Annotated in this window: 13 protein-coding genes; 10 read left to right on the forward strand and 3 right to left on the reverse strand. The window is 57.9% G+C overall.

The genetic code is table 11. The annotated features are described in order from the left end of the window. Positions 1-23 precede the first annotated feature (23 nt). From WG78_RS04270 to WG78_RS04290, 5 genes are all read left to right on the forward strand, one after another. The gene (locus WG78_RS04270) at positions 24-890 is read left to right on the forward strand and encodes a transporter substrate-binding domain-containing protein (protein ID WP_152969055.1); all 867 of its coding nucleotides are present in this window, start codon (positions 24-26) and stop codon (positions 888-890) included. A gap of 110 nt (positions 891-1,000) precedes the next feature. Beyond that, a complete protein-coding gene (locus tag WG78_RS04275; protein WP_053936537.1) occupies positions 1,001-1,423 on the forward strand; it encodes a hypothetical protein in 423 nt (140 codons plus the stop codon). Positions 1,424-1,699: 276 nt separating this feature from the next. Next, positions 1,700-2,983, forward strand: coding sequence for a hypothetical protein (locus WG78_RS04280; protein WP_053936538.1), 1,284 nt, complete (start codon positions 1,700-1,702; stop codon positions 2,981-2,983). A 145-nt stretch (positions 2,984-3,128) separates the two neighbouring features. Next, positions 3,129-3,542 (forward strand): GNAT family N-acetyltransferase, encoded by a 414-nt coding sequence (locus WG78_RS04285; RefSeq protein ID WP_053936539.1) that lies wholly within the window; start codon positions 3,129-3,131, stop codon positions 3,540-3,542. Between the two features lie 46 nt (positions 3,543-3,588). After that, the gene (locus WG78_RS04290; protein WP_053936540.1) at positions 3,589-4,311 is read left to right on the forward strand and encodes a glutamine amidotransferase; all 723 of its coding nucleotides are present in this window, start codon (positions 3,589-3,591) and stop codon (positions 4,309-4,311) included. 13 nt (positions 4,312-4,324) lie between these two features. Here the strand turns inward: WG78_RS04290 and WG78_RS04295 are convergent, their stop codons facing one another. Further along, on the reverse strand, positions 4,325-5,119 hold the full coding sequence (locus tag WG78_RS04295) for an anti-sigma factor family protein (RefSeq protein WP_161805066.1): 795 nt from the start codon (positions 5,117-5,119) through the stop codon (positions 4,325-4,327). Next, entirely contained in the window at positions 5,116-5,649 is a 534-nt protein-coding gene (locus WG78_RS04300; RefSeq protein WP_083458776.1) for a sigma-70 family RNA polymerase sigma factor, read from the reverse strand. The genes WG78_RS04295 and WG78_RS04300 overlap by 4 nt, the downstream gene beginning before the upstream one ends. A 124-nt stretch (positions 5,650-5,773) precedes the next feature. Here WG78_RS04300 and WG78_RS04305 point away from each other — a divergent pair, with 124 nt between their 5' ends. The 5 genes from WG78_RS04305 (at position 5,774) to tcdA (ending at position 10,395) form a co-directional block, all read left to right on the forward strand. After that, positions 5,774-6,658, forward strand: a complete 885-nt coding sequence (locus WG78_RS04305; protein WP_053936657.1) for a metallophosphoesterase family protein — start codon at positions 5,774-5,776, stop codon at positions 6,656-6,658. Between the two features lie 2 nt (positions 6,659-6,660). Beyond that, entirely contained in the window at positions 6,661-7,023 is a 363-nt protein-coding gene (locus WG78_RS04310; RefSeq protein ID WP_053936542.1) for a cupredoxin domain-containing protein, read from the forward strand. Positions 7,024-7,265: 242 nt separating this feature from the next. Continuing rightward, a complete protein-coding gene (locus WG78_RS04315) occupies positions 7,266-7,670 on the forward strand; it encodes a hypothetical protein (RefSeq protein ID WP_053936543.1) in 405 nt (134 codons plus the stop codon). A gap of 550 nt (positions 7,671-8,220) precedes the next feature. Beyond that, entirely contained in the window at positions 8,221-9,537 is a 1,317-nt protein-coding gene (gene rimO, locus WG78_RS04320) for a 30S ribosomal protein S12 methylthiotransferase RimO (protein ID WP_053936544.1), read from the forward strand. A 69-nt stretch (positions 9,538-9,606) separates the two neighbouring features. Next, complete coding sequence (gene tcdA / locus WG78_RS04325) at positions 9,607-10,395, forward strand: tRNA cyclic N6-threonylcarbamoyladenosine(37) synthase TcdA (protein ID WP_053936545.1); 789 nt, start codon at positions 9,607-9,609, stop codon at positions 10,393-10,395. A gap of 50 nt (positions 10,396-10,445) precedes the next feature. On the opposite strand, the gene WG78_RS04330 is transcribed toward tcdA, so the two are convergent. Beyond that, entirely contained in the window at positions 10,446-11,750 is a 1,305-nt protein-coding gene (locus tag WG78_RS04330; RefSeq protein ID WP_053936546.1) for an MFS transporter, read from the reverse strand. Positions 11,751-11,801 lie beyond the last annotated feature (51 nt).

Raw genomic sequence — 11,801 nt, forward strand, 5'->3', positions numbered from 1 at the left:
ACAACGACAAAGGAGTACACGCCATGCAGCGACTCCGCATTTTTTGCGCCTGCTTCAGCCTGGCCGCGTTGGCACATGCCGCCGAGCCCTTGCCGTTGGCGATATTCAATTTTCCACCCATGTATCTGTTAGATGCCGCCGATCCCGGCAATGGCACGGGCAATGGCGACATGCTGCTGAAGGCGCTGGCCCCGCATTTGCCCGATTGGCAGATCAAACCGGTGCCGATGGCGTTGCGGCGTGTGTTTAGCGAGATCAAGGCGGGCAAGCCCTTGTGCTTTGCCACTGCCGTCGAAGCGCCCGAACGCTTTACCTATAGCTATGCCACGCTTAGTTTTGTGACGCCGTCGGTGCAGGTCATTACCTTGCGCAGCAAAGCGGCCGGATTGGTGGGGCCGGATGGCAAAGTGGATCTGGCCCGACTGGCCGCCAACGCCGCGCATCCTGGTTCTTATACCGCCGACCGTGCGTTTGGTCTGGCCGTGGACAGCATCATCCACGCGCCGGGCAACGTGGGGCTGAAGCTCAACGCCAGCGCCGACCCCGTGGCGCAACTACGCATGCTGAGCGCAGGGCGCGTTGATTACGTGCTGGAATATCCCACCATGCTGGGTTATCTGGTACAGCGCGGCCAATTGCCGGACACGATGGTGGCGCTGCCGATCAAGCAGCAGTCCTCCTGGATTACGGTATGGGCGTTGTGTCCGCGTACGCCGTGGGGCAAACGCGCCATCACCGACATCGATGCCGGTCTGCAACAGGTGGCGCGCAGCGGTGCTTACCAAAGCATCCTGCAACGCTGGCTACCCGCCAGCGCCAGCGGCCAGCATCCGGTGGAAATCGAACAATTTATCCAGCGACGCGCACACGGCAGCATGGTTACGCCTTAACGCCGGTTGGTACGGCGGTTAGACGACGGTGGCGCGGCGGGCGGGCGTGGGTCATAACGGATCACAGTCAACCGTCTTCTTCTCGTCGCTTTTAGCCTGGAGCCACCTTTATGAAGCCGTCTTATCTTGTATTCGCCGTCGCCTTGCTGGGCAGCGCGGGCCTGGCCGTTGCGGACGCATCCAGCGTGCAAACCAGCCGCAGTCTGTATCAACAGGCCAGCAGCGCCATTGATGCGGGCCAGTGCTCGCAAGCCGTGGCCGCGCTGGAACAATTCAAGGATTTGCGCCGCAACGAATTACGCGCCGATCGAGATCTGGCCAGCCGCATTGATCAGCAACTGCAACTATGCCAAACCGCCGGCGCTGACAAAGTAGCCAATGTGCTGGCGCTGGCGGACCTGTCCGAAGGCGGGCTGGCCATGGTGCCATCGCAGACGGTGGCGGGCGCGCAGTTGGGCAATCTAACGCTGCAGCCCGTGCGCCTGAATATGGATTTCTCCGACCGCGCGGCATTTGTGCCGCAGCAAAACTAATCCCGGCCGGCCACGCCGCCCCTTGGCGCGTGGCCCTTGCTGGCGCTGGCTTGCTCGGGCCTAAATGCGTGCCGCAAACGCGGCCTGTTTTTCGGGCTATTTTCAAAATTCGGCGCGCGAGCTTTATCAAATCGAAATTGCTATACGCCGCGCGCCTTTAGATACAAAAAATCAAAGGTAAATACGACTATTTACCTCGTGACGGCCATTTTTATTGACTAGCCTGCAAGCCGTGCCTGTGGCCTTCCTCACAGGATTACCCCGCAGGTCATTGCTATGAGAATGTTGGCAATTGTTTTAATGGCGCTGATGGTTTTCGTTTTCGGCGGCATTCTTCTTATCCATTATTTTTCCGAAAAAAATGACAAGCCGAAGCTAGCGGCCGTCCCGTCTACAAAAATAAATGGTCATTTTACGAATGCTGAACTGCGGGCGGGGCTGCCGGATTACTACGATATATCTGTTGCCAGTTCGGTGAAAAAGACGAAGGTCAATTCGCATATACTGGATCAAATTCTTGCAGCGCTTGCGCTCCCGGATCAGGGGCGCGATATTGCAATGCAAATATTCATGTTCGATCAATCCATTCCACGCCGAAAAAAAGCGTCGGCTTTATTGCAAGCATCCAGACACGGCCTGATCGAACAACAAGGGTATGCACTCGATTTGCTTTCCGCGTTGGCACCGATTGAATTACGTCTCGAATTGATGGAGGCCTATAAGGCGGCCCAGCCGGGGATAAAAGAAAAGCTGGTCACTGTGCTGGAGCGGGCATGGCTTATCGATGCCTTCCCGGCCGCCCCGAATCTGGGAACCGTGGGCCAGGCCAGGATAGACCTGTTTGGCGACCGGCTGCCGGAAATTGATCGCGCCAAATTGGAAATTGCAAATTTTCTTTCCGCAACAGTATTAACTGAGCCAGATACCGAAGTATTGCAGATGGCATTGGCTGCCGTATTAAGGATGCTACCGCAGGATTCGGCCTATGCCATGCTGCATTCGGTCGAAGTTAGACAGATATTAAGCCCCGATTTTATTGCTCAGTCCGGTTTCCGGATTGCGCTATCCAGCCTATCCGCAGATCAGGCGCCGCATCTGCAAGCCATTTTTAATCGATCGGATTCAATTGAGCTTAAACAGCAGTTGGTGCTTGATACCACTACATTATTTGGTCAGGTGGACGAAGAGGTCGAGCGGAATGCTGCATCTGATTTAGTGTTCCGTTTTCTTATGGAAAATGAACCGATTCCGGAAAGCGTCGATCCATATTCTTCGTCTGATTATGCAAGTTGGCTCACTGCGGTTGGCAATTTGCACGCCGGAAGTCAAAAAGATCGAGATGCATTTCGCGCCAAGCATATAACAGAGGCAAAAGATCCGGTAAGGACGGCGATCTATATATTAGCCCTGGATAAAACCGCCACGGACTTGATACGCAATTCGCCCCAGGCAGATATTTACTTAACCTGGCTTTATCCGGCGCTATCGAATCCGGATCAAGGAATTCGTGACGGCGCGGCTGCCGCCATCGCCATATTGAATGTCACCCGCAAAAAATAAAATCGTTCGTGGATATCGAAGCGTGGGATGTAATCGTTGGGCCGTAAGGGCCCTTTGTTCGGCAGAGCCATTTACCGCCAGTGGCTTGATCCTCACGCGGCCGGTGCTGCAGACTCATGGGCCTTCATGCAATTTGCCGATCCTTATGTCCTATACCGTCCTGCTGGAAACACCGTCGCCCGAAGCCTATCGCTCATTGCGCGAACAATGCGGCCTGAGCGCCAAATCGGCACAGGCGGCCGCGCGCGGATTGCCGAATGGTTTATTCGCCGTGCAGATTCTGCATCATGGCGCGCCGGTGGGCATGGGCCGGGTGATTGGCGATGGCGGCTGCTTTTACCAGGTGGTCGATATTTGCGTGTTGCCGCAGCATCAGGGTCGCGGGCTGGGCAAGGTGATCATGGCGCAGATCATGCACTATCTGCGCGACCACGCCCCGGTCAGCGCCTATGTCAGCCTGCTGGCCGACGGAGAGGCGCATCGTTTGTACGCGCAATTCGGCTTTGCGCCCACCGCGCCGCGTTCGGTGGGCATGTTCTGGAAACCGCCCGCAGCCTGAGGCTGTTCCCGTAAACCCTCGTTAGTCTTTGCCCCGGATACCGCAAATGCCGCACGCCCAACTGATCACTCATATTGCTTTTGAAGACGCCGGCACGCTGGCACCGGTATTGACGCAAGCCGGTTACACGCTGCAAACGCTGGATGCCTGCAGCATCGATTTCAGCCAGCTGGATCCTGCCGCCGCCGATTTGCTGATTGTGGCCGGCGGCCCGATCGGCGTTTATGAAGGCGATACGTTTCCGTTTCTGGATAGCGAAATCGCCTTTATCCGGGCGCGTTTGCAGCAACAAAAGCCGGTGCTTGGCATATGCCTGGGCGCGCAGTTAATGGCCACGGCATTAGGGGCCAAGGTTTATCCGGGCCGCAATGGCAAAGAAATTGGCTGGGGCCCGTTAATGGCCGGGCCCGATATTGCGCAATTGCCGGGACTGGATGCGCTGATCAAAGCCGATTTCCCATTGTTCCATTGGCATGGCGATACCTTTGATTTGCCTGCAGGCGCGGCGCTATTGGCGTCGACCGCGGCTTATCCGCATCAGGCTTACAGCCTGGGCCATTACGCATTGGGATTGCAGTTTCATCCCGAGGTCATCACGCCCTATCTGGAACGTTGGTATGTGGCCAATGCCGGTGAATTGGCGCATGCGGGCATCGATATCCCGACCTTGCGCGCCGCGGGGTGGGCAAATGGTCCGGCTTTGGAGCAGGCTGCCACCGCGTTCTGGCACAGCGTGCTGGCCTGGATGCAATTGCCTTTGCCGCGATAAGCGCTCGCAGACGTTAATGCTGCTGCAACAGGCTGGCAAATTTCTGCAATTCCGGCGTATTCAAATCCGAAACCGCCCAGCAATTCATGCCTTCTTGTTGCCACGCCACCATTTGATAGCCCTGTTGCTGCAGCAAGCGCGGCGCGGGCTGATGCGTAGTGCTGGCGGGCCAGACAAACACGTTAATCACATGCAACTGGTGGCGATACACCAAGGCCGCCACCGGGCGCTGCTGCAGATAGTCCAGCCGTCCGCCAATCAACGGAAAACCCTCCGCCGCCAGATCATGCACCGGTGGTGAGAAATCCAGCTTGCCAGCGAACCATGGCTTGACCGTGTGCTGATCGGTGCTGACCACATCCGACAAATGCCCCGCCTGCAACGCGCGGATATGGCTGGCGAATACTTCCTGCGCAATTTGCGTTTGCGCTTCGGGCGCGCGCGGCAACAGCAATAGCGTCAGCAATCCGCCCGCCAACACGCCGCCCAATCCGGCAAAACCTGGCCATAACCACAACGGACGAGTACGCGTTGGTTTTTCCGATACCGTCGCGGGTGCGGGCGCCGCAATCAGCACGGGCGCGGCGGTTTGTTGCGCCAGATGTTGCGACAGCTGCTGCACCAGGCCAGCGGGTACGGCCTGCACGGCATCACGCTTGATCCATGTTTGCAGCGCTTGTTGTGCCGCCCACGCGTGCTGGCACTCGGCGCACGTCGCCAGATGCAGCGTTATTTCTGCCGCCTCGGCGGCGGGCAAAGCATGGTCGAGCATCGCGGACAAACGCGCTTGCACCTGATCGTGATTCATCGCGTTGTTCCTTGCAGAATTTGCGCCAGCTGCGCGCGGGCCCGAGCCAGTCGCGACATGACTGTGCCGGGTGGCAGGCCCGTCATATTGGCGATCTCTTCGTAGCTACAGCCCGCGAGTTCGCGCAGCACCAGCATTTCTCGATACGCCACCGGCAGAAGGCGCAAAGCCGCTTCCAGCATGCGTTTGGCATCGGCGCGCTCGGCCAGTTGTTCCGGGTTGAACGTCCAGTCGATGGCCTCGCTGCCTTCTTCGTCCAGCACATCGTTGGGCCGTTGCGCCGCCAGACTGTCGTAAAAGGCATTGCGCACGATTGCTAGCAACCAGGCGCGCGCGTCTTCCACCGTGCCGCTAAAACCGCCGAAATAACGCCAGGCGCGCAACCACGCTTCTTGCACCACTTCTTGCGCTTGCGCGTCATTGCGCGCCAGCCAGCGCGCCAGTTGCCACGCACTGTGCAAATGCGGCAGCGCCAGCTGTTCAAAGCGGGCGGTTTGTTCGGCGGCATTAAACGGCGCGGACGGGGGCATAAAGGGCTTCATGCTGTGTAAACCGCGGCGGCTGCGTTTTTATTTCGGCAGCCGAGGAATATTTTTTGCGCGGCACGGTTATCACATCAGGGCAACCGGCTCTGCTACTGCAAAGGTGATGATCATGCAAAACGCAATCAATCGGCGCTTGTTTCTACAATTGGCAGGGGCAGGCGGCGTGGTCTGGGTGACCGGCTGTGCCAGCACACCGGGGAATACAGCCAGCGCGGATTTTTATTTTGTGCAGTTATCCGATACGCATTGGGGCTTTAAAGGCGCGGCCATTAATCCCGATTCGGCCGGCACTTTTCCTAAAACCATTGCCGCTGTTAACGCACTTAATCCGCCGCCCGATTTTGTGGTGTTTACCGGCGATTTAACCCATATCAGCGATGACCCCGCAGAGCGGCGCCAACGGCTAAAACAATTCAAGGCAATGGCCGCCACATTGACCGTGCCCGTGGTGCATTACATGCCCGGAGAACACGATGCCTCGCTCGACAACGGTGCGGCGTATCAGGAATTTTTTGGCGCCACGCATTACAGCTTTGACCACAAAGGCGTGCATTTTATTGCGCTGGATAATGTCAGCGATCCGCATGCCAGCATCGGCGCCGCGCAATTGCAATGGCTGCAAGCCGATCTGGCCACGCAAGCCAAAGACGCCCGCATCATCGTGTTTACCCATCGCCCATTGTTTGATCTTTATCCCAGCTGGGATTGGGCCACTGCCGATGGCGCACAGGCATTGGCGCTGCTGGAGCCGTATTCCGACGTCACCGTGTTTTACGGCCACATCCATCAGGAACATCACCAGATGACCGGCCACATTGCGCATCACGCCGCGCACGGGTTGATGTTTGCGCTGCCCGCGCCGGGCTCGCAGCCCAAACGCACGCCGATCGCCTGGGACGCCACCGCGCCCTACAAAGGCCTGGGATATCGCCGCGTGGCCGAAGCCAAAGGCAGCGCCGCGACGCTGACCGAATTGCCGCTGCAAGGGGCGTAATCATGCTTACCCGCCGCCAATTGCTGACCCGTGCCGCGGGCCTGGTGCTGATCGGTTACGGCTTTAACGGCGCGTGGGCCGAAACGCCCGCGCCCAAGGTCTACCGCATCGCTGCCCGCCGCTTTACCTATACGCCCGAGACACTGGAAATCGCCGCCAACCAGCCCGCCATTATCGAACTGACTGTCACCGATGTTTTGATGGGCTTCGCCTTACCTAGCCTGCACCTGCGCACCGATATCATCCCCGGCCAGATCGCACGCCTGAAACTACCCGCGCTGCCAGCGGGGGAGGTGCCGTTTTTATGCGATGTGTTTTGTGGCAGCGGGCATGAGCAGATGGGAGGGAGTCTGCATGTGGTGTGATTGGGAGAGGGCGGGCAGTTATCAGAAGCCCACATGGATTTGAAAGGACTCAGCCCCTGAGCGAGCTTCAGGCTGCTGACGCTGCGGCCATTTTGTAAATTCCATATGGCCCGATCGCAACACCAATGGCAAACAGGATGAATGCCTGAATGAACTATGGATTTGGCTGGTTCGTGGCTTGGCTTAGCCGAAGGAACGCACACTGCAATCGATAAGCAGTTAATCAGGCAGAGGCGTGGTATATGCGCAAGAATGGCCCAAATAAAATAGGTGCGCATGCCGCTGCAGACAAATTACGTCGCGATATTGAAGGGAAGGAGAAAATGCAATTTATTAATGAAGCGCCACTTTACAAGATAGTGAGGATCGTTGGGCCCAAGCACAATCTGCTTGGCTTGGAGCTTTCCGATTATCCATTAGCGACGCCGGCAACCATTGACGCGTTGAATGGTGACGAAAATCCTGATATCCGATTAAACCCGGAAGAAATAGCATTCAACGTTAGAAAGGGCGTAGAGCTAGCGGCTGAAAAAGCCGGAAGAGCATATTATATTAAGAGGATTCAATACGTTTCCTCTGATAGCGAACCGGCTAGCATATATGAATATTTAGCGTTTGAAATTATCAAAAGAGTTTGTGCGCTGTGATCATCAGGATGCCCATTTTTTGCTTTGCTTTTGGGTGCGCCCATTTCGAAGCGAGAAACTGAATTCGCCATGAAGAATGGTTCTGCAAAGTTGGAAGGAATCTTTGCTGAGCGCGATATCAATATCCCCAAATTGCATCCATGCGTCGGTGAGCAATACAGGCAGAAGCGTGGGGCGACGCTAGCGCTGCTGCAGAGTTGATCAACCGGGCGGCCGAGCTGGAGCAGGCTGGTTTGCTCCCAAGGATTGATTACCCGGTGGACATTGGAGGCGGCAAGCCGCGTTATGTTGACTCGGTTGGCCTGGATGCAACCACGAGGCAGCCGATACAGTTCTTCCAATTACGAAAAGGTAGCAGCCGTGCAGGCCCTTCTCCAGCCCATGCTCCCGCCAGCTCTATCTCCAGCGCCCGGCGTAATCAACCAGACGCGCGGCGCAGCCACCGGCAGCCCGCCGAGGGTCGAAGAAACGTAAATACCTGTATACTCGCGCGTTTTGTTTTGCGAATTCGGGTCGTGGCCTCCAGCTACAGCCCTGCTGGAGAGTATTCATGAACGCCCCAAAAGTTGGTTTTGTCTCGCTAGGCTGCCCCAAGGCATTGGTTGATTCCGAACAGATTCTGACCCAGCTGCGCGCAGAGGGTTATCTGATCTCGGCCTCGTATGACGATGCCGACATGGTTGTGGTCAACACCTGTGGTTTTATCGATTCGGCGGTGCAGGAATCGCTGGATGCGATTGGCGAGGCGCTGGCGGAAAACGGCAAGGTTATCGTTACGGGCTGTCTGGGCGCGAAGGGTGATGGCGATCTGATTCGTGGCGTGCATCCCAAAGTGCTGGCCGTGACCGGTCCGCATGCCAAAGACGAAGTGATGACGCAAATCCACACGCATCTGCCCAAGCCGCATGATCCGTTTGTGGATCTGGTGCCTGCCGCCGGTATCAAACTGACCCCCAAGCATTACGCCTACGTCAAGATTTCGGAAGGCTGTAATCATCGCTGCACGTTCTGCATCATCCCGTCGATGCGTGGTGATCTGGTCAGCCGTCCGGTGCACGAAGTGCTGCGCGAGGCGGAAAACCTGGTCAAGTCGGGCGTTAAAGAATTGCTGGTGATTTCGCAAGACACCAGCGCCTATGGCGTTGACGTCAAATACAAGACCGGTTTCCACGAAGGCCGTCCGGTTAAAACCCGCATGACCGAGCTGGCGGTGGAGCTGGGCAAGCTGGGTGTGTGGACGCGTCTGCATTACGTTTATCCGTATCCGCACGTTGATGAAATCATCCCGCTGATGGCCGAAGGCAAGGTGTTGCCGTATCTGGATATTCCGTTCCAGCACGCCAGCCAACGCATTCTTAAATTGATGAAGCGTCCGGCCAGCTCGGCCAATGTGCTGGCGCGCATCAAGGCCTGGCGCGAGATTTGCCCGGATCTGGTGATTCGCTCGACGTTTATTGTTGGTTTCCCCGGTGAGACCGAAGCCGAATTCCAGGAATTGCTCGATTTCCTCGACGAAGCGCAACTCGATCGCGTGGGCTGTTTTACCTATTCGCCGGTGGAAGGCGCCACCGCCAACGATCTGCCGGACCATGTGCCGGCGGACGTGGCGGAAGAGCGCAAGCAGCGCTTTATGGAAAAGCAGGCGGCGATTTCGGCAGCGCGCTTGCAAGCGCGTGTGGGTCGCGAAATGACGGTGCTGGTTGATGAGATCGACGAAGAAGGCGCTGTGGCGCGTTCGTACGCCGATGCGCCCGAGATTGACGGCCTTGTTTATTTCGATCCCAGCGCCGATGTGAAAGTGGGTGATTTCGTGAAAGTCCGCATCACCGATGCCGACGAACACGATCTGTGGGCTGAACAGATCTAAGCTGCGCCCGCCACCGCGCGGTGTGCTGCGGCGCACCGCCATTTCCTGCTAACCCCGGAATCGACCGCTATGGATACCAGTTACGATCGCCGTTTTGGCGGCATTGCGCGTTTGTATGGCACGGCGGCATTGGCGCGGTTTGGCCAGGCGCATGTGTGCGTGATCGGGATTGGTGGCGTCGGTTCGTGGGTGGCGGAGGCGTTGGCGCGTTCAGGTATCGGCCAGATTACTTTGATTGATCTGGACGATATCTGCGTGTCCAACACCAACCGCCAGTTGCCGGCTTTGGCGGGCCAGTTTGGCCGTATGAAGGTCGAGGCGACCGCCGAGCGCATTCTGGCCATCAACCCGGAATGCGTGGTTCATCAGATTGAAGACTTTGTCACCACCGACAATCTGGAAGAGATGTTGGGCCGCGGTTATGACTATGTGGTCGATGCGATTGATAGCGTGAAGACCAAGGCGGCCATCATCAACTGGTGCCGTCGTCGCAAGATTCCGCTGATTACCACGGGCGGCGCGGGCGGCCAGACCGATCCGACGCAGATCAAGGTGGATGATTTGTCGCGCACCACGCAAGACCCGCTGGCGGCCAAAGTGCGCAATATCCTGCGCAAGGATTATGGCTTTGCCAAACCGGGCAAGAAGTTTGGCGTGGAATGCGTGTATTCGACCGAGCCGCTGGCGTATCCGCAAACCGATGGCAGCGTGTGCGCCACCAAACCGGCGGTGGGCGATAGCCCGGTGCGACTGGATTGCGAAGGTGGCTTTGGCGCGGTCACCGTGGTGACCGGCACCTTTGGTTTTGTGGCGGCATCGCGCGTTTTGCGCAAACTGGCGGACAGCGCTACTCAATAAGGGCACCGGGTGGGCCCGCACGGTGCCGTCGAGCCCCACCCGATGGCTGCTCAGTGGCGACGGGGTTGCGGCGCCAGCGCCAGTACCAGGCCCAGCAAGCACAGCGCGCCGACATAATGCGCGGGCGCTTGCGCGTCTTGCTTCATCCACCACGTCAGTGCCACCGGCGTCAGGCCGCCAAAAATCGCATAAGCGACGTTATAGCTAAACGACACGCCGCTAAAGCGGATCGCAGCCGGGTAGGCACGCACGATCAGGTACGGCACCACGCCGACCACGCCCACAAAGAAACCCGCCAGCGCGTAATTAACCATCAGCGTGGCTGGCGCGGCGGGCAGGCTGAAATAGAACATATAGCTGGTCATCAGCAGCCCCAGGCTACCCACTGCCAGTGTGATGCGGCCGCCAAATTTGTCCGCCGCCATGCCAAACACGACGCAGCCCACGGTCAGGCACAAAGTGGCCAGGCTGTTGGCTTGCAGCGACAGTGCGGGCGCGATGCCATGCACTTTTTGCAGCCACGTGGGCGTAAACAGAATCACCACCACAATCGCCGCCGACAATACCCAGGTCAGCAACATGGCCTGGATAGTGCCCCCAACGTGTTTTTTAACGATCTGGCCCAGCGGCAGATCACGCGACAGTTCTTTGCGCTGATGCAGTTCTTTAAAGATCGGCGTTTCTTCCAGAAAGCGGCGCAGATACACCGCCACAAGGCCAAATACGCCGCCGAGAATAAACGGGATACGCCACGCGTAATCGGCGATATCGGCTTTGGAGAAATGCGTGTTGATCACGGTGGCAATCAGCGCGCCCAGCAAAATGCCAAAGGTCAGCCCCGCGGTCAGCGATCCCACCGCCAGGCCGGTGCGCGTCGGCGGCACGTGCTCAGAGACAAACACCCAGGCGCCCGGTACTTCGCCACCGATCGCCGCGCCCTGCAGCACGCGCAAAATCAGCAGCAAAATCGGCGCCATCACGCCCAGCGTGGCGTAGGTGGGCAGCAGACCCATAAACAACGTGGGCAGCGCCATCATGAAAATCGACAGCGTAAACATGCGCTTGCGGCCCAGCTTGTCGCCAAAGTGGGCAATGATGATGCCGCCCAGCGGGCGCGCCAGATAGCCTGCGGCAAAGATGCCGAAGGTTTGCAGCAGCTTCAGCCAGTCGGGCATGGCGGCCGGAAAAAATAGCCCGCCAATCACGGCCGCAAAAAAGACAAATACAACAAAGTCGTAAAATTCGAGTGCGCCGCCCAATGCGGACAGCGTCAGGGTCTGGATATCGCGGCGGTTAAGCGGGCGATGCGCGGCCGACCAGGGCAGCGCGGTAGAGGCAGTAGTCGTCGTAGTCATGGGGGCAGCTTGCTTGCAGTCCGGCCCGCTATCAAAAAAGGGGGGGCGCAG

It is taken from the genome of Amantichitinum ursilacus, from assembly GCF_001294205.1.
In the GTDB taxonomy this organism is placed as follows: Bacteria; Pseudomonadota; Gammaproteobacteria; order Burkholderiales; family Chitinibacteraceae; genus Amantichitinum; species Amantichitinum ursilacus.

Coding starts and splice junctions, on each gene's coding strand:
- WG78_RS04280 (WP_053936538.1), top strand. CDS start 1,700: ATGAGAATGTTGGCAATTGTTTTAATGGCGCTGATGGTTTTCGTTTTC.
- WG78_RS04300 (WP_083458776.1), bottom strand. CDS start 5,649: ATGCCCCCGTCCGCGCCGTTTAATGCCGCCGAACAAACCGCCCGCTTT.
- WG78_RS04275 (WP_053936537.1), top strand. CDS start 1,001: ATGAAGCCGTCTTATCTTGTATTCGCCGTCGCCTTGCTGGGCAGCGCG.
- tcdA (WP_053936545.1), top strand. CDS start 9,607: ATGGATACCAGTTACGATCGCCGTTTTGGCGGCATTGCGCGTTTGTAT.
- WG78_RS04270 (WP_152969055.1), top strand. CDS start 24: ATGCAGCGACTCCGCATTTTTTGCGCCTGCTTCAGCCTGGCCGCGTTG.
- WG78_RS04285 (WP_053936539.1), top strand. CDS start 3,129: ATGTCCTATACCGTCCTGCTGGAAACACCGTCGCCCGAAGCCTATCGC.
- WG78_RS04310 (WP_053936542.1), top strand. CDS start 6,661: ATGCTTACCCGCCGCCAATTGCTGACCCGTGCCGCGGGCCTGGTGCTG.
- WG78_RS04290 (WP_053936540.1), top strand. CDS start 3,589: ATGCCGCACGCCCAACTGATCACTCATATTGCTTTTGAAGACGCCGGC.
- WG78_RS04330 (WP_053936546.1), bottom strand. CDS start 11,750: ATGACTACGACGACTACTGCCTCTACCGCGCTGCCCTGGTCGGCCGCG.
- WG78_RS04305 (WP_053936657.1), top strand. CDS start 5,774: ATGCAAAACGCAATCAATCGGCGCTTGTTTCTACAATTGGCAGGGGCA.
- WG78_RS04315 (WP_053936543.1), top strand. CDS start 7,266: ATGCGCAAGAATGGCCCAAATAAAATAGGTGCGCATGCCGCTGCAGAC.
- rimO (WP_053936544.1), top strand. CDS start 8,221: ATGAACGCCCCAAAAGTTGGTTTTGTCTCGCTAGGCTGCCCCAAGGCA.
- WG78_RS04295 (WP_161805066.1), bottom strand. CDS start 5,119: ATGAATCACGATCAGGTGCAAGCGCGTTTGTCCGCGATGCTCGACCAT.